At 70.4% G+C, this 15138-nt stretch carries 18 protein-coding genes; 9 read left to right on the top strand and 9 right to left on the bottom strand.

Translation table 11 applies throughout. The annotated features are described in order from the left end of the window. Nucleotides 1-25 precede the first annotated feature (25 nt). Both ACFY36_RS00510 and ACFY36_RS00505 read left to right on the top strand, forming a co-directional pair. Nucleotides 26-340, top strand: coding sequence for an MmyB family transcriptional regulator (locus ACFY36_RS00510; protein WP_499743725.1), 315 nt, complete (start codon nt 26-28; stop codon nt 338-340). A gap of 96 nt (nt 341-436) precedes the next feature. Beyond that, nucleotides 437-1330: an NADP-dependent oxidoreductase gene (locus tag ACFY36_RS00505; protein WP_499743724.1), complete on the top strand. Its 894-nt coding sequence runs from the start codon at nt 437-439 to the stop codon at nt 1328-1330. A 209-nt stretch (nt 1331-1539) separates the two neighbouring features. Here ACFY36_RS00505 and ACFY36_RS00500 read toward each other — a convergent pair whose 3' ends face one another. The 3 genes from ACFY36_RS00500 to ACFY36_RS00490 form a co-directional block, all read right to left on the bottom strand. After that, nucleotides 1540-2511: an AraC family transcriptional regulator gene (locus ACFY36_RS00500; RefSeq protein ID WP_499743723.1), complete on the bottom strand. Its 972-nt coding sequence runs from the start codon at nt 2509-2511 to the stop codon at nt 1540-1542. After that, nucleotides 2508-3347, bottom strand: coding sequence for a helix-turn-helix domain-containing protein (locus ACFY36_RS00495; RefSeq protein WP_499743722.1), 840 nt, complete (start codon nt 3345-3347; stop codon nt 2508-2510). Before ACFY36_RS00495 ends, ACFY36_RS00500 begins: the two co-directional genes overlap by 4 nt. A 325-nt stretch (nt 3348-3672) precedes the next feature. Next, nucleotides 3673-4290, bottom strand: a complete 618-nt coding sequence (locus ACFY36_RS00490; RefSeq protein WP_499743721.1) for a TetR/AcrR family transcriptional regulator — start codon at nt 4288-4290, stop codon at nt 3673-3675. Nucleotides 4291-4393: 103 nt separating this feature from the next. Between ACFY36_RS00490 and ACFY36_RS00485 the strand changes: the two genes are divergently transcribed. The 5 genes from ACFY36_RS00485 to ACFY36_RS00465 all read left to right on the top strand — a co-directional run bounded on the left by ACFY36_RS00485 (nt 4394) and on the right by ACFY36_RS00465 (nt 8271). Next, the gene (locus tag ACFY36_RS00485; protein WP_499743720.1) at nt 4394-5089 is read left to right on the top strand and encodes an alpha/beta fold hydrolase; all 696 of its coding nucleotides are present in this window, start codon (nt 4394-4396) and stop codon (nt 5087-5089) included. Between the two features lie 70 nt (nt 5090-5159). Continuing rightward, nucleotides 5160-5651 carry a nuclear transport factor 2 family protein gene (locus tag ACFY36_RS00480; protein WP_499743719.1) on the top strand — a complete coding sequence of 164 codons (492 nt, stop codon included), beginning with the start codon at nt 5160-5162 and terminating at the stop codon, nt 5649-5651. A gap of 119 nt (nt 5652-5770) precedes the next feature. Then, nucleotides 5771-6673 (top strand): ABC transporter ATP-binding protein, encoded by a 903-nt coding sequence (locus ACFY36_RS00475; protein ID WP_499743718.1) that lies wholly within the window; start codon nt 5771-5773, stop codon nt 6671-6673. Between the two features lie 10 nt (nt 6674-6683). Next, nucleotides 6684-7403, top strand: a complete 720-nt coding sequence (locus ACFY36_RS00470) for an ABC transporter permease (RefSeq protein ID WP_499743717.1) — start codon at nt 6684-6686, stop codon at nt 7401-7403. A 79-nt stretch (nt 7404-7482) separates the two neighbouring features. After that, nucleotides 7483-8271, top strand: coding sequence for a helix-turn-helix domain-containing protein (locus ACFY36_RS00465; RefSeq protein ID WP_499743716.1), 789 nt, complete (start codon nt 7483-7485; stop codon nt 8269-8271). On the opposite strand, the gene ACFY36_RS00460 is transcribed toward ACFY36_RS00465, so the two are convergent. Further along, nucleotides 8238-8861 (bottom strand): hypothetical protein, encoded by a 624-nt coding sequence (locus tag ACFY36_RS00460; protein ID WP_499743715.1) that lies wholly within the window; start codon nt 8859-8861, stop codon nt 8238-8240. The genes ACFY36_RS00465 and ACFY36_RS00460 overlap by 34 nt on opposite strands. 33 nt (nt 8862-8894) lie before the next feature. Next, the gene (locus ACFY36_RS00455) at nt 8895-9524 is read right to left on the bottom strand and encodes a TetR/AcrR family transcriptional regulator (protein ID WP_499743714.1); all 630 of its coding nucleotides are present in this window, start codon (nt 9522-9524) and stop codon (nt 8895-8897) included. A 95-nt stretch (nt 9525-9619) separates the two neighbouring features. Between ACFY36_RS00455 and ACFY36_RS00450 the strand changes: the two genes are divergently transcribed. Next, on the top strand, nt 9620-10414 hold the full coding sequence (locus ACFY36_RS00450; RefSeq protein ID WP_499743713.1) for an SDR family NAD(P)-dependent oxidoreductase: 795 nt from the start codon (nt 9620-9622) through the stop codon (nt 10412-10414). Between the two features lie 15 nt (nt 10415-10429). Here the strand turns inward: ACFY36_RS00450 and ACFY36_RS00445 are convergent, their stop codons facing one another. Next, nucleotides 10430-11101, bottom strand: a complete 672-nt coding sequence (locus tag ACFY36_RS00445; protein ID WP_499743712.1) for a response regulator — start codon at nt 11099-11101, stop codon at nt 10430-10432. Then, complete coding sequence (locus tag ACFY36_RS00440; protein WP_499743711.1) at nt 11098-12405, bottom strand: sensor histidine kinase; 1308 nt, start codon at nt 12403-12405, stop codon at nt 11098-11100. The genes ACFY36_RS00445 and ACFY36_RS00440 overlap by 4 nt, the downstream gene beginning before the upstream one ends. Nucleotides 12406-12625: 220 nt before the next feature. Between ACFY36_RS00440 and ACFY36_RS00435 the strand changes: the two genes are divergently transcribed. Further along, complete coding sequence (locus tag ACFY36_RS00435) at nt 12626-12790, top strand: hypothetical protein (protein ID WP_499743710.1); 165 nt, start codon at nt 12626-12628, stop codon at nt 12788-12790. Here the strand turns inward: ACFY36_RS00435 and ACFY36_RS00430 are convergent. Further along, on the bottom strand, nt 12765-14228 hold the full coding sequence (locus ACFY36_RS00430) for an alpha/beta hydrolase (RefSeq protein WP_499743709.1): 1464 nt from the start codon (nt 14226-14228) through the stop codon (nt 12765-12767). The genes ACFY36_RS00435 and ACFY36_RS00430 overlap by 26 nt on opposite strands. A 1-nt stretch (nt 14229) precedes the next feature. After that, nucleotides 14230-15117 carry a DUF5996 family protein gene (locus ACFY36_RS00425; RefSeq protein WP_499743708.1) on the bottom strand — a complete coding sequence of 296 codons (888 nt, stop codon included), beginning with the start codon at nt 15115-15117 and terminating at the stop codon, nt 14230-14232. Nucleotides 15118-15138: the final 21 nt, after the last annotated feature.

Here is a 15138-nt window from a genome sequence, read left to right as displayed (position 1 = left end):
CCCCGGTTCGTATCACTCTGGACGAGTGCAGCGGGAACGTGTCGGGCCTTTTCTGGCGTACCTGGTCGAGCGGCTGTCGGATCACCCGGCGATCGTGTTCTCGCGGTTCGGCGAGATGCTGCTGCGGACCCGTCCCGCGGCGGTCCTGCTGAGAGACCGCGCTCTGGTCGAGGTGGGCGGCACACCCGATTCCCGCCTCCGGCGTTACCGGCACGCCCTCCTGGGCGAGCTGGAGCTGTACCGCCAGGTTCTGGTGGATCCCGACGAGCACCAGGTCCTGCTCTTCTTCACCACCGTGCCCGGCTCGGCGAGCGAGGAGAAGCTCCGCCGGCTGCTGTAGGCCACGTCACACCCGTTTCTAGTTGCTTCGAATTCGAAGCCAAGTATGGTCAAGAAGTGCTTCGAAAACGAAGCACCCGACGAGAGAAGGCTCCCGATGAAGGCAGTGCGATTCCACGAGTACGGCGACCCGGCCGTCCTGCGGTACGAGGACACCGAGCGCCCCACCCCGGCCGCCGGCCAGGTCCTGGTCCGGGTCGCCGGTACGTCGTTCAACGGCGTCGACGGCAACATCCGCGGCGGTTTCATGCAGGGCCCGATCCCGGTGACGCTGCCGCACACGCCCGGCATCGACGTCTCCGGCACGGTCGAGGAGCTGGGCGAGGGCGTGACCGCCGTTCAGGCCGGGGACCGGGTCGTCGGCTTCCTGCCGATGACCGAAGACGGCGCCGCCGCCGAGTACGTTCTGGTCCCGGCCGAGATCCTGGCCCCGGCGCCCGCGAGCATCCCCCTGGCCGACGCGGCCGCGCTGCCCACCGTGGGCCTGACCGCCTGGCAGGCGCTCTTCGACCACGCCAAGCTCACCGCCGGGCAGCGGGTGCTGATCAACGGCGCCGGCGGCGCGGTCGGCTCGTACGCCGTCCAGCTGGCCGAGCAGGCCGGCGCCGAGGTCGTCGTCGTCAACGGCCCCCGCGGCCAGGACGGCCTGCGCACCATCGACGAGGTGACCGAGCCGGTCGACGTGGCGCTCAACCTGGCCCCGGTCGAGCCGGACCGGCTGACCGCGCTGGTCGGCCTGATCCGCGACGGCGGCGTCCTGGTCAACACGACGGTGTGGATGCCCGCTCCGTCCGACGACGCCAGGGACGTACGCGGCGTCAATCTGTTCGTCCGTAGCGACGCCGGCCAGCTCGCGCACCTGGTGTCGCTGGTCGACTCGGGCGAGCTGCGGGTCGACGTGGCCGAGCGGGTGCCGCTGGCCGAGCTGGCCACCGTGCACGCGCGGGCCGCCGCCGGCAAGCTGGCCGGCAAGACCGTCATCGTCGCCTGAGAGTCGGGCGGATTCATCGAAAAGACAGTTCAACGCCCGGCCCAAGGACGACCCGGAGCGCACGACGTTGCCGGTCGCGGGTGACGATGTCGCCGCGAAAAAACTGGTGACGCGGTTCATGGAGACGGTCGGCTACGACGTGGTCGACGCTGGTTCGCTTCCGCCGGCCCATGTCGCCATCTTCCTGGACCTCGCGCGCGGAGCGACGTTCAAGAGGTAGGCAAAGCCTGCGGGGTGCCGTCGAACGGCACCCCGCGGTCCCGCGCCCGCCCCCGGAAAGCGCGAGGTGAGCAGCCGACGACGCGGCGGAAGGCGGTGCTGAAGGCGCTTTCGGACTCGTAACCCGTGGCCACCGCCAGCTCGGAGATCGACCGGGTGTCGTTGCGCAGGGCGTCCCGCGCCAGGCTCATCCGCCACTCGATCAGATACGTCAGCGGCGCCGTGCCGATCTTCGCCTTGAACGAGGCGGCGAACACCGAGCGCGACGTGTGGCTGATCGCGGCGAGCTCGTCGAGAGTCCACCGGCGGCTCACATCGGCGTGCATCGCACGCAGGGCCGCTCCGATGCCGTCGTCCACGAGAGCGCCGAGCCAGCCGACGGGCCGTTCGCTCCCATCGGCGTGCACACGCAGCAGATGAACGAGGATGAGCTGGGCGAGGTGCTCCAGGGCCAGGGACCGGCCGACGCCGGCCGACTCCATCTCGGCGACGGTCAGCGCGGAAAGGTGCTGGAGCAGCGCTCCCCGCGAGTCGCCGGCCCGGACGAGCACGACGGGTGGGAGCACGTCGAACAGCATCGAGGCGTTGGCTTCCTCGAACATGAAGTCGATGCTGCAGACGTACGTGTCCTCGTCGCTCTCGGCTCCGATGCGGAGGTCGCCGTCGTCCGGTTCCTTCAGGTAGAAGGTGGCCGCGCGGGGTTTCACGTCGAGCGCGCTGGCCAGCGTGTAGGCCGGCGGGTTGTTCAGGAGGAAGAAGTCCCCTTCGTTCAGCACCACCGGCCGGCAGCCCTCGAGGTCCAGCCAGCACTCGCCGTGGAGGACGACGCCCAGGCGTACGTGCGGACGTGGGTCGAACCGCACCGCCCACGGTGTGGCCGCGTGCACGCGTGCCGGCAGGACCGCGTGCGGGTGCAGCAGCCGCAGGACGTCGGCGATCGGGTCGCCGGTCCCGAGGGTCATCGTGCCGAAGTCCGCAGAAGGGCGAGTTTCTCGGCGTCCCGCGAGCTCGGATCGGCCCAGTTGAGCACGATGTGCAGGTCGGCTCGCTCGATGGTGAGGATGTCGCAGTTGAGGGTGATGTCCCCGAGCTGCGGGTGGACGACCGTCTTACGGTTGCGTTCCAGCGGCAGCGTCTCGTAGCGCGTCCACAGCCGGGCGAAGCGCGGGTTCGCCTCGCGCAGACCGCTGATCAGCTCGGCGACGGCGCGGTCGTCGGGATAGCGATCGGCCGCCCGGCGCAGGTCGGACACCATCATGCGTTCGAAGGCGTCGGCGTGCGCGGCGTCGCGTTCGATGCGCGAAGCGCCGGCCGCGGCCGGGGCGGCGAAGTGTCCCCAGATCATGTTGAGCGTCCGGGCGTTCGACTCGGCCGGGTTCCCGAAGAGCGCACCCCACAGCGGGTTCCACTGCACGACGTCCCATGCCGCGGTGAAGACCGCCAGCGGGGTGTCGCTCATCCGGTCGATCATCTGCTGTACGCCGGGCGGCACCTCACGCGGCACGGATCCCGAGACCGGGGCGACGGATCCGGCCAGGCGGTAGAGCAGTTCGCGGTCCACGGCGTTCAGGCGCAGCGCCTGCGCCAAGGCCGCGAGCACCTGCGTCGAGGGGTTCGCGGCCCGGCCCTGCTCGAGCTGAACCAGGTAGTCGAACGAGATGCCGGCCATCAGGGCCAGTTCCTCGCGGCGCAGGCCCTTGACCCGGCGGGTGCCGTGGATCGGCAGACCGACGTGGCGGGGGTCGACGCGTGCCCGCCAGGCGCGGAGGGCGGCGCCCAGTTCGGTTCCGTTGCTCATTCTCGTAGTGTGCGCTTCCGGCTGGACTACAGCCTGGTAGTGGGATTCATAGGGAGTCAGAGCTTGTAACCGGCTCGAGGGCGAGCGTGTGCGTCAGATTGTTGAGGCTCGCCTTCGCCATCGCATAGATGGGCGCCGCCGGCATCGGCCGCGAGCCCCCACCCTCAGCGCCGTTCTTGCTCGCGTTGTAGGTGAGCGCGACTGTTGCCCCCTCCTTGGCCAGGCGCTCAGCAATAGAGCGGCCGATACCCCGGGAACCGCGAGATTCCGGTTCACCTTGGCCATGACACCCAGCCGGCCGGGGCGCGCTGTTTGAGGACGGCGGTCAGCGGCCCAGGAGCTGCCGCGTGAGCACCTCGTTGAGCCAGGCCTCGGATCGGTCGAGCGGCCAGCCGAGGTCGTCGGTCCGGATGAAGTAGGCGGCGTTGCACAGGTGCAGCCACAGGATGTCGGCCGCCTGAGCCGCGTCCACACCCTCGGCGAGCGCCCCCATCGCGGCCAGGCGGTCGGCGGTCAGCCGCAGGCCGCCGCGCAGACCCTGGTGGGCGATCTCCATGCTCTCGCGGACCACGGGCTCCTGCGGCGCGGCGGCGACCACTTCGCGCATCAGCGGCGACCAGCGCTCGAACTTGGTCCGCGACGTGGCGACGATGAGCCGGATCAGGCCCTCCGGGTCGGTGGCGGCCTCGATCTCGGCGAGCAGCCGGGCGTTCTCCTCCGAGTTGACGGTGAACTCGATGAGCGTACGCAGCAATCCGCTCTTGCCGCCGCCGACGGCGTAGACGGTGGCGGGGGCGACCCGCGCCGTGCCGGCGATCTGCTCGACCTTCGTCGCGAAGTATCCCTGCTCGGTGAAGAGCGACCGGGCCGCTTCGAGGATCGCCTGACGGGTCGCCTCCGCGTACTCAGCTCGGCGGCTGGCGCGACGTGTCCCGGTGGTCATGAAGTCGATCCTAGGAGACCCACTCACTAGAGTTCGCTTTGATCATCAGAGTGCACTCTGATGATCATGCTAGGGTCGGAATCCCCCGAACCAAGGAGATCCGATGCACTACGTCTTCGTTCCCGGCGCCTGGCACGGCGGATGGTCCTGGCACCCCGTCGGCCACCGGGTGCGCGCCACCGGCCACGGCGCCACCGCGCTGACGATGCCCGGGCTGAGCCTGGGCGACGATCCGGCCGGGCTGCGGCTGGCCGACGCCGTCGACCACATCGTGACCGCCGTCGAACGCCGCGATCTGCGTGATGTCGTGCTCGTCGGGCACAGCTGGGGCGGCATCCCGATCACCGGCGCCGCCCACCGGCTCGGCGAGCGCCTGGCCGCGGTCGCCTACTTCAGCGCCTTCATCCCACGACCGGGCGAGTCCATGGCCGCCGCGATGGGCCCGATGGAGGGCTTCATCCGGGACACGATCGCAACCGCGCCGGACGGCACCATCGGCCTCGACTTCGACACCCTGGCCCAGCGGCTGATGCCCGGCGAACCCGAGCCGCTCCAACGGCTCATCTTCGATCAGCTCATGCCGCAGCCCGGCGGCTACCTCCTGGACGCGCTCGACCTGCCCGGGGTGGAGACGCTCGGCGTGCCGATCACCTACGTGCTCGCGGAGGACGACATCGCGCTGGCCGCGCCCGGCGAGGAACTCGCGGCCCGGGTCGGTGTCCGGCCGGTGCTGGTGCCCGGCGGCCACGAGGCGCTGCTGACCCGGCCCGACGAGGTGGCCAAGGCCCTGCTGGGGTGAGGGTGGTAAAGGATTTCCTACCGTCGAACCTTCTCTGGTACGCCCTTTCGCGCCGCCGAATCATGAAGACATGACAAACGCACCGACCACCGAAAAAGCCCTCGCCCGCCTGGTCGACGAGGCCGCCGTCCGCGACACCATCGTCCGTTTCGCCGACATCGCCACGCGCGGCGACTTCGACGCTTTCCGCACCCTCTGGTCCGACGACGCCACCTGGATCATCGGCGGCACCGACCGCCAGCCCTTCGAACGCCGGGCCGACGGCATCGACCAGATCGCGGCGCTCTACCGCACCCTCCGGGAAGAACGCGACTACTTCATCCAATTCGTCATTCCGGGCGCCATCGACATCGACGGCGACACCGCCACCACCCGCTCGATGTGCCACGAAGCCGCACGCGGCCCCGGCCAAAACTACTACCGCAACAACGGGATCTGGACCGACACGTTCCGCCGCACCGACAACGGCTGGGTCTTCACCAACCGCACCTTCCAGTACCTGTGGCTCGACTTCTCCCCGTTCACCGGCGACATCTCCTGGCCCGGAACAGACGCCCGATGACCACCTCCGGCTCCTCGACCGAGCCTGGGTGACCTTCGTAACCGTTGCCTTGACTGTGTTCCGTGCACACGGTCTGCACTGGATTCACGACGACCGTCATCCAGTTGAGGCAGGACGCCATGGCGCAGGCCGCAGTCGAAGTGGACCATTTGCACGTCTCGTACGGTGATTTCGCTGCCGTCAAGGATCTGAGCTTCCGGGTCGAGCAGGGCGAGCTGTACGCGCTGCTGGGCACCAACGGAGCGGGCAAGACCTCGGCCCTGGAAGTTGTCGAGGGCCATCGGAAGGCGACCTCGGGCACCGTGCGGGTGTTCGGTGAGAGTCCGGCCGACCGGCGCGCGGTGCGGCCCCGGATGGGGATCATGTTGCAGGAGAGCGGGTTCTCCGCCGATCTCACCGTCGCGGAGTCCGTGCGGCTGGTCGGGCGGCTGTCCGGGCGCTCCGATTCGGTCGACCGTGTCCTGGACGTCGTCGACCTCACGCGTAAGGCCTCGACCAAGGTGGGGCAGCTGTCGGGTGGTGAGAAGAGGCGACTCGACTTCGCCACCGCTGTCTACGGGCGGCCAGAACTGATCTTCCTCGACGAGCCGACCACGGGGCTGGACATCCAGTCGCGGGATGCCCTGTGGAAGGCCGTCGAGGACCTGCGCGGCTCTGGTTCGACCGTCATCCTGACCACGCACTATCTCGAAGAGGCGCAGCAGCACGCCGACCGTATCGGGCTCATGCACCGGGGCACCCTGCGCACTCAGGGGACGGTGGCCGAGCTGACCCGCGCGCTGCCGGCGGCGATTCAGTTCTCGCTCTCCCCCGGGGCTCCCGTGCCACCCCTCGGGGTGGCGCAACCGGGAGGGCCGGCGTACCAGATCGAGACGTACGAGCTGCAAGCCGATCTTAAAAGGCTGCTCGACTGGGCGGATCTGCACGACGTGGACCTGCACGGGCTCTCCGCCGCGCCGACCCGGCTGGACGACGTGTTCCGCGCCATCGAGACCGACCCGGTTCCCACTCCTACACGCTAGAGGCCACGACATGCTTCCCATCGCGTACAGCGAGTTCGCCCAGATCTACCGCAACCGCGCCGTCCTGATCTCGAACCTCATCATGCCGTTGCTGGCGAGCGCCTTCTTCATCTACCGCCGCGACTCGTTCGCTGAGATCGGCAGCCTCGGCTACATCGCCGCGGTCCTCGTCTTCACCGTCGCCGCGTTCAGCCTCTACACCACGGCGGTGACCACCCTGGCCGCCCGGCGGCAGGATCTGTTCCTCAAGCGGCTGCGCTCCACCGCGGCCGGCGACCCGGCCATCCTGTCCGGCCTGACCCTGCCGGTCACCCTCACCGCCCTCGTCCAGGCGGTTGCCATCCTCGGTGTGTTCGCCGCGGTCAGCGGCAGCCCGGCCGATGTCGCGCTTCTGGCCGTCTCGATCCTGGCCACCTTCGCCATGATGCTCGCCCTGGCCATGGCCACCGCCGGCCTGACCGGCTCGCCCGAGCAGGCACAGGTCACCACGCTGCCGATCAGCCTGCTCACCATCGCCGTGGCCAGCTGGGTCGGCATCACCGGCACCGAGGAGCTCGCCCTCATCAAGCGGTTGCTGCCCGGTGGGTCGGCCACGGAGCTCATCGTGAACACCTGGAACGGCGGTGTGCCGCTCGCGGAGTCGCTCCCGCTGCTGGCTCCGACGCTCGGCTGGGTCGTGGTGGCGGTCGTGCTCGCGCTGAGGCTGTTCCGCTGGGAACCTCGCCGGTAGGGCCGGTGTGCTAGCTTGCCCGGGAGACTGATCGGCACGGTGTCGAGGGCCGAGCCGGCGCGACCGGGAAGGGGCCGACGTGGCCTGGAGCACCCGGGAACTCGCCGAGCTCGCCGGCACCACGGTGAACACGGTCCGGCACTACCATCGGCTCGGCCTGCTCGAGGAGCCCGAGCGCCGGTACAACGGCTACAAGCAGTACGGCGTATCGCATCTCGTCTGCCTGCTGCGTATCCGGCGGCTCGTGGCCCTCGGCGTCCCGCTGTCCCACATCGGCGCGGCGATGTCGGACGGGCAGGTCCCGCCCGAGGTGCTGCGCGAGGTCGACGCCGAGCTGTCGGCCGAGATCGACCGCCTGAACAAGGCCCGCGCCGACATCGCCGTCATCCTCCGCGACGGAGCGCCGGCCGACACCCCGGCCGGCTTCGAGTCGGTCGCGCCCCGCCTGTCCGAGGCCGACACCTCGCTCATCCACGTCTACAGCCAGCTGTACGACGACGACGCCATGAAAGACCTCAAGCGCATGGCCGAGGACGACACCGACCCGGTCAACGCCGAACTCGACGCCCTGCCCGAGGACGCGGACGAGGCCACCCGGCAGGACCTAGCCGAGAGGTTCGCGCCGCTCATCGCCCGCAACCTCACCGACTATCCGTGGCTGAGCGACCCGGCGGCGCACCTGTCCAAGAGCGCGGACGTCACCACGCAGACGGTCCTCGACGCGATCGTCTCGATCTACAACACCGCGCAGGTCGACGTGCTCACCCGGGCCAGCATCCTCGCGCACCGCCAGCTGAACTCCACGCCCGCGCCCGAGGGCGGCCCGGACACCGGTCAGGTGCCCAGGCCGTCCAGCAGCGCGTTGTAACGCAGCCGCCAGCTGCGTTCGACAGCGCCCAAGGTGGCGGCGGCGCCGAGTGCGACGTTGAGCCACACGGGCAGGTCGATCGGCGACTCGAACCGCCCGAACCGTTCGACGACCGGCGGGACCTGCAAGATCGGCTCGAGCAGCTGCACCAGGTTGAGTCCGGCGCCGACGACGAGCGCCACCACCGAGAAGGCCGCGATCCAGCGGCTCAGGGCCCGGTGCTCGCGGTCGAAGCGCAACCGGCGGCCGATGGCCGACCGCGGATCGGGGGTCAACCGGTACTCCCCGCCCTCGGCCGTCACGTAATGGGCGCGTTTGAGGCCCACCGTGGACATCGCGACCTCGATCGTGCCGCCGTCGACGGGAATGGCGGCGGGCATCCGGGACCGGGCTTGGTGCCGGCCGTCGACGTACAGGTGCACCATCCCGTCCCCGTTGTCGCCCGCCTGCTTGCCGGTGACGCGCACGTCCACGGCGTAGACGGTCCGGCCGACATGCAGCGAGAACAGCTTGCGCCCGGTGACCAACTGCCACCAGCGGAACCTCTCCAGAGGGCGGCCGTCGCCGGCGCGGACACGATTGCGGAACATGACTTCACGAGACACCGTGTTCCCGCCACAGGGTCAAGCGCGCTTCTCCCGGGTGAGGACGGGCGGCCAGCTCCGCAGGGTGGCGTCGACGATCAGCTCCAGGTCGGCGCGTTCGGCGCCGCCGGCCGCTTGGACCGCGACGCCGTTGCCGATCGTCATGACGTACCGGGCCAGCAGCGCCGGGTCGGTCGCGGCGGGCAGGTCGCCGTCGTCGACGGCCCGGCGGAAGCGCTCCGTCAACAGGGTGCTGGTCTCGTCGCGCCACGCGGTCAGCAGGTCGCGGATCGGCTGCCCGTCCTCGCCCCCGATGAGGGAGGCCCGCAGGCTGAGGCATCCGCTCGGATATCCCGGCAGGGTGGCGCTGCGGACGGCGCCGTGCAGGAACACCGTGGCGACCCGCTGGGCGGTGGGCTCGGCGACGGCCTCGACGCCGTACGAGGCCGGGCCGTCGGCGTAACGGGCCAGTGCCTTGCGGAACAGCTCTTCCTTGTTGCCGAAGGCCGCGTACATGCTCGTACGGCTGATCCCCATGGCCCCGAGCAGGTCGGGCAGGCTGGCGCCCTCGTAGCCGTTCTGCCAGAACACCCGCATGGCGTTTTCGAGGGCCTCGTCGGCGTCGAAGCCCCGCGGACGGCCGACGGGAGCGCTCTTCTGGATGTCCATGTGATCGATCTTACCAATTGCGGACCGATCGATCCGGAACTGTTACGGTAATTCTGAACCGATCAGTTGGTACGGAATTAACGAAGGAGTTCGACATGAGTGAGCTGACCGGCAAGACGGCCCTGATCACCGGTTCCACCACCGGCATCGGCCGCGCGGCGGCGATCGCCCTGGCCGCCCGGGGCGCGAGCGTGGTGGTGACCGGCCGCGACGCCCAGCGCGGGGCCGAGGTCGTCGAGAAGATCCAGGCCGACGGCGGCACGGCCCACTTCGTCGCCGCCGACCTGACCGACCAGGAGGACGTGGCCCGGCTGGCCCGCGAGGCCGGCGACGTGGACGTGCTCGTGAACAACGCGGCGGCGGCCAGCTTCGGCCCCAGCGCCGACATCACCACCGCGCAGTACGACGCGATGCTCGACGGCAACCTGCGCGCGGTCTACGTGCTGACCGCCGCCCTGGCCCCCAGGATGGCCGAGCGTGGCAGCGGCAGCGTCATCAACGTCAGCAGCGGGGCGGCCCTGATGGGAGATTTCTACAACGCGGTGTACGCCGCCACGAAGGGCGCGGTGAACTCCCTGACCCGGGCCTGGGCCGCCGAGTACGGCCCGGCCGGTGTACGCGTCAACGCGGTCGCGCCCGGCCCGGTCTACACCGGCGCCCCGGTGGAATGGCTCGACAAGTACATCCCGCTCATCCCGCTGCGCCGCGTCGCCCGGCCCGAGGACGTCGCCGAGGTGATCGCCTTCCTCGCCGGCCCCGGCGGCTCGTACGTCAACGGGACCGTCATCCCCGTGGACGGTGGCCTCACCGCGGTCGAGCCCCCGAAAACCGTCGTCGAGCCCCCGAAAACCGTCGTCGAGCCCTCGAAGGCCGGCGCGACGAACGGCTGACGGCGGGTTCCCGGCTCAGGCCGGGCCGTCCAGCGAGGCCACGCCGTGGCGGTAGGCCCAGATGACGGTCTGCACGCGGTCGCGCGCGCCGATCTTGGCCATGGCCCGGCTGAGATGGCTCTTCACGGTGCTGACCTCGACGACGAGCTCGGCCGCGATCTCCGCGTTCGACAGGCCTTCGGCGAGCAGCCGTACGATCTCGGCCTCGCGGGAGGTCAGAAGGTCACTGGCCACCCCGGGCGCCGGCGTGGTCACGGCCGGGCGCCGGCGGGCGAACTCGGCGATGACGCGACGGGTGACCGTCTGGTCGACCAGCCCTTCGCCCGCGGCCAGCCGCCGGATGCCGTTGATGAGTTCGTCCATGTCGGTGTCCTTGAGCAGGAAGCCGCTGGCGCCGGCTTCGAGCGCTCCGAAGACGTACTCGTCAAGCTCGAAGGTCGTCAGCACCAGGACCGCGGGCGGTGGGTCGATCTCGGTGACGATGACCCGTGTCGCGTCGAGGCCGTTGCCGCCGGGCATGCGGACGTCCATGCACACCACGTCGGGGCGCAGCTGCCGCGCGAGCTTCACCGCGTCGGGGCCGTTGGAGGCCTCGCCGACGATCTGGATGTCCTCGGCGAGTTCGATGAGCGAGCGGAATCCGGCCCGCAGCAGGGGCTGGTCGTCGACCAGGAGCACGGTGATCAAAGTCGGCCACCTTTGCGGGGAACGGTGAGGGTGACCGACCAGCCGCCGTCCGGGGCCGGCCCGGCGGTCAGGGCGGCGCCGACCAGGCCGGCCCGCTCGCGCATGCCGATCAGCCCGAATCCGCGGTGCTGACGGTCGGCCGGCGCCGGCTCGGCGGTCGGCGGCCCGTTGCGTATCTGAAGCACGCTGCCCTCTTTTCTATGTTCGAGCGTGACCGTCACCTCGGCGCCCGGTGCGTGGTCGCGGGCGTTGGACAGCGCTTCCTGCGTCACGCGGTAGAGCGTCAGCTCCGCCGCCGCCGACAGGTCACCGGCCTCCCCCGAGACGATCAAATTCGGACGATTGCGGCTGTACGCATGACGGGCCACCAGTTCGCCGATGCCCTCGAGTCCCGGCACGGCCGTGCCATCCGGTTCGACCGGCCGGGTCTCCCGGAGGGTGCCCACCACCGACCGCAGGTTGCCCAGCGCGCTCTTCCCCTCGGTACGGATGGCGGCGGCGGCGCGGCGGGCGGCCTCGGGGTCCCGGTCGAGCATCCGCTCCACGACGGTGGCCTGAACGATGAGGGCCGTCAGGTGATGGGCGGCGACGTCGTGCAGCTCGCGCGCCATCCGGGTGCGTTCGGCGGCCAGGGCGGCGTCGGTGCGTACGCGCAAATTCTCCGCGGCCTCGGCGGCGCGCAGCTCGACCACCCGGGTGTAGCGCCGGCGCAGGGCGGCGCTGCGGCCCAGCAGAGCCGCCGTGCCGTACAGCAGCAGCGCCAGGAAGAACTGACCGGAGAAGCGCGTGACCCACAGCCACGGCGACCCGGGCGGGTCCTCGGCGGCCGGGATCGCGCTCAGCACCACGAAGCTCGCGATCTCGGTGAACGCCGCGAGCCCGGCCACGGCGTAGGCGCGGCTCGCGGACAGCAGCGAGCCGCAGGTGTAGACGGCGATGATCAGCGCCACTCCCCGCAGGCCCTCCCCCGGCGGCGCCACCGAGGCCAGGCCGATCTGCAGGACGAGGACCGCCGACGCGCACCAGATCGGCCGCACCCGGCGCAAGCACAGGACCGCCGCCTGGGCCACCATCAGGATCAGGATGGGCACGTCCGCGGGCGCCATGCCGGAGGTGGCCGACTCGGCCCCGGCCGGGAACAGGAACAGGGCCGCCGACACGCCCGCCACCAGAGCCGCGAACGCGCAGTCGCGCCGGAACGGTGTGCTCAGCCCCAGCGCCTCGAGCCGCCGGACCCAGTCGTCGAGAAAACGTCTCCGCTCGGCCGGCCCGGAGAACCCCTGGGGCTCATCCCTTGCCTTCACCTGTCCACGCCTTCTTCTGCCGGTGACACCGGCACCGATGCTACCGACGCCGGCGCCGCCACGACCCTTCCCGCGCGGCCGGGCGACAAGGTTCATGCCGGCGTCGCAACCGCCTCCGTCGCAGGTCGCAAGCCGAAGTTCATCCCCGCGCCAGATGTGCCGGCCGGCCGCCGAACGGCACGGTGGTCATGCCCGTACACCTTGTTCGAGGAGCCCCGCCATGGCCCAGCACAAGCCCGAACCTCCGGCCGAGTCCCGGCGTACGAACACCGCGAGCGGGGTCGCCGTCATCACCGCGGCGCTGATGGCCGGCATGACCCCGCTCGCGAAGCGGCATTTCCCGTCTCGACCGGAGGCGGTCAGCGGGGTTCGGCCGCACAGGTGATGTCGTGCCGGGGACGCTGCCCGGTGGTGAGGAAGGTGGTCACGGTGTCGTTGGCGCACTTGTTCGTGGCGAACAACAGATAAGCGCCGTGGCCGCCCTGGTCCGCCGTGACCATCCGGGCCCGGTCGCCGAACGCCTTGCGGAGCTCGCGGGCGCCGGCCATCGGAGTTCCGGGATCGCGAAGGTTCTGCACCATGAGTACGTTCGACGGGCCCCCGTCGCCGATCCGCACCGGCCGCTCGGCCGGGGACGGCCAGAACGCGCACGGCCCGATGTTGGCCGCGGCGGCGCCGATCAGCGGGTACTTGACCCGGTGGACTTCGACGGCGCGCTGGTATTCGCGGACCGACCGGGGCCAGGCCGAATCGCCGCAGATGACGTGCAGGCGGCTGGAGATGGCGTTGTCGACGTTCGCCGGCGGCGGCTCGGGAGGCAGTGGCTGGTTGGTGTCGAGGGCCTTCCATATCGCGGCCAGGGCGGGCATGCCGGCGTCGCTGTAGAGGTGGTCGAACGTGATGCCCCGGAACAACGAGCCGTCCACGCCCTGCACCGGCGCCTTCTCCAGACGTACCGCAAGGTCGAAGAACTTCGCTCTTACCTGCTTCGGCGTCGAGCCCAGCCCGTACTGCGGACGGGCCGCGGCGAACGCGGCGAAGTCCGGGAACCGATCCTCCAGGCCACGGCCGAACCTTCGCTGCGCGGTGACGTCGTAGCCGCCGGGACCGAGGTTGCTGTCGAGCACGAACCGGTCACTGCGCTGCGGGAACATGGTGGTGTAGACGGCGCCGAGGTAGGTGCCGTACGAGGTGCCGAGGTACGAGATCTTCGGTTCGCCGAGCGCGGCCCGGACGCGGTCCAGGTCCCGCGCGGTGTTCGCGGTGGTGATGTGGGGCAGCAGAGAGGCCGTCCCCGACGTCACGCACTGCCGGGCGATCGCCTTGGCGATCACGGCGTCCTTCAGTACGTCGGCTGCGGTGGCCGGGTACGGGAGATTGCGCCGCGCGATCTGCTCCGGCGTCACGTCACAGGTCACCGGCGAGCTGTGACCGACACCGCGCGGGTCGAAACCGATGACGTCGTACCGGTCCTGGATGCTGTGGGGTAAAGGCTGAGGCGACAGATTGCCCGCGAGCAGGACCGGGTAGATCAGTCCGCCGGCGCCGGGGCCGCCCGGGTTGGTCACGAGCACGCCCCGGCGCTGCGACGGATCCTTGCTCGGCAGGCGGGAGACCGCGATATCGATCTGCCGCCCCTGCGGCTTCCGGTAGTCCAGGGGAACCTGAACCGTCGTGCATTCCAGTCCGGGCAGCGCGCTGTCGGCTGGACACGGACCCCACCGCAGCCCGCTGTGCGCCGCCGCTTGAGAGACGCCCAGGACGGAGACCACCGAGATCGCCGCGACCGCCGAAGCGAGCGTGACCGACAAGGCTTTTCGCATCTCAAACCTCCACGGCGGAGCGGTTCCACGCGGCCAGATCCGCCGCGGCCTCGTAGGTTTCGCGGAGGAACTCCAGCAGTGTCGCGTCGGGGTCGGGCGCTTCGGCCACCGTCTCGTACGGGAGCAGGCATTCCCGCAGGTCCTGGTGGTAGTACGCCTCGGTGCGCTCCCGGTAGCCCGGCGGCTCCGGATAGGCGTACGCGTAAAAAGCGCCCTCCTCGCCGCCGCCCGGCCAGAAACCGAAGCTGGCCAGCTCGTGCGAATAGCCCTCGTGCATGACCCACGGCGGGCAGTTCGGCACGCCGCCCGGGTGTTGCGGGGCGACGCGCCCGGAGAAGCGGGTGTACGCCAGATCCATCGCGCCCCAGAAGAAGTGCACCGGGCTGGCCTTGCCCACGAACTCCGCCCGGAAACGGCCCAGCACGCGCTCGGCCTGCTGCAGCTGCCGCCAGAAGAGCCGTACGGCCTCCCCGTCGTACGAGCCGTTCCGGTCGTTCTCGGCGAAGGGGATCGCGAGCTCGACCTCGTTGGGCACGGGGTGGATGCGTGGTTGCAGGCCGAGGGCGGCCAGCGCTTCGAGAGTCTCGGCGTAGAACCTCGGGACAGGCTTCGGTTCCAGTACGACCTCACGCGCGCCACCGGCGCTCGTCCGCACGCGCAGCCGGTCGTCGACGAAGTCGAACTCGATGTCGAAGACACCCCCGTCGTACGGCACGGCCGAGGTGGTCAGCCCGCGGGCCGTGGGATGGAGCGTGACGTGCCACCAGTGGTTGGCCGTCGGCGCGTACGCCATCCGGATCTTGCCGACGATCTGGGTCCACATGTGCAGGGTGTCGCGGGTCTCTGTCCAGTCGGCCACGCGCAGCCGGGGCCACGAGCCAGTGATCATGTCGGTTCCTCTTCTCCTGGG

This window comes from Actinoplanes sp. NPDC000266 (genome assembly GCF_042899005.1).
GTDB lineage: Bacteria > Actinomycetota > Actinomycetes > Mycobacteriales > Micromonosporaceae > Actinoplanes.
This window is presented reverse-complemented; position numbering and strand designations above follow the sequence as displayed.

Coding starts and splice junctions, on each gene's coding strand:
- ACFY36_RS00505 (WP_499743724.1), top strand. CDS start 437: ATGAAGGCAGTGCGATTCCACGAGTACGGCGACCCGGCCGTCCTGCGG.
- ACFY36_RS00500 (WP_499743723.1), bottom strand. CDS start 2,511: ATGACCCTCGGGACCGGCGACCCGATCGCCGACGTCCTGCGGCTGCTG.
- ACFY36_RS00495 (WP_499743722.1), bottom strand. CDS start 3,347: ATGAGCAACGGAACCGAACTGGGCGCCGCCCTCCGCGCCTGGCGGGCA.
- ACFY36_RS00490 (WP_499743721.1), bottom strand. CDS start 4,290: ATGACCACCGGGACACGTCGCGCCAGCCGCCGAGCTGAGTACGCGGAG.
- ACFY36_RS00485 (WP_499743720.1), top strand. CDS start 4,394: ATGCACTACGTCTTCGTTCCCGGCGCCTGGCACGGCGGATGGTCCTGG.
- ACFY36_RS00480 (WP_499743719.1), top strand. CDS start 5,160: ATGACAAACGCACCGACCACCGAAAAAGCCCTCGCCCGCCTGGTCGAC.
- ACFY36_RS00475 (WP_499743718.1), top strand. CDS start 5,771: ATGGCGCAGGCCGCAGTCGAAGTGGACCATTTGCACGTCTCGTACGGT.
- ACFY36_RS00470 (WP_499743717.1), top strand. CDS start 6,684: ATGCTTCCCATCGCGTACAGCGAGTTCGCCCAGATCTACCGCAACCGC.
- ACFY36_RS00460 (WP_499743715.1), bottom strand. CDS start 8,861: ATGTTCCGCAATCGTGTCCGCGCCGGCGACGGCCGCCCTCTGGAGAGG.
- ACFY36_RS00455 (WP_499743714.1), bottom strand. CDS start 9,524: ATGGACATCCAGAAGAGCGCTCCCGTCGGCCGTCCGCGGGGCTTCGAC.
- ACFY36_RS00450 (WP_499743713.1), top strand. CDS start 9,620: ATGAGTGAGCTGACCGGCAAGACGGCCCTGATCACCGGTTCCACCACC.
- ACFY36_RS00435 (WP_499743710.1), top strand. CDS start 12,626: ATGGCCCAGCACAAGCCCGAACCTCCGGCCGAGTCCCGGCGTACGAAC.
- ACFY36_RS00430 (WP_499743709.1), bottom strand. CDS start 14,228: ATGCGAAAAGCCTTGTCGGTCACGCTCGCTTCGGCGGTCGCGGCGATC.
- ACFY36_RS00425 (WP_499743708.1), bottom strand. CDS start 15,117: ATGATCACTGGCTCGTGGCCCCGGCTGCGCGTGGCCGACTGGACAGAG.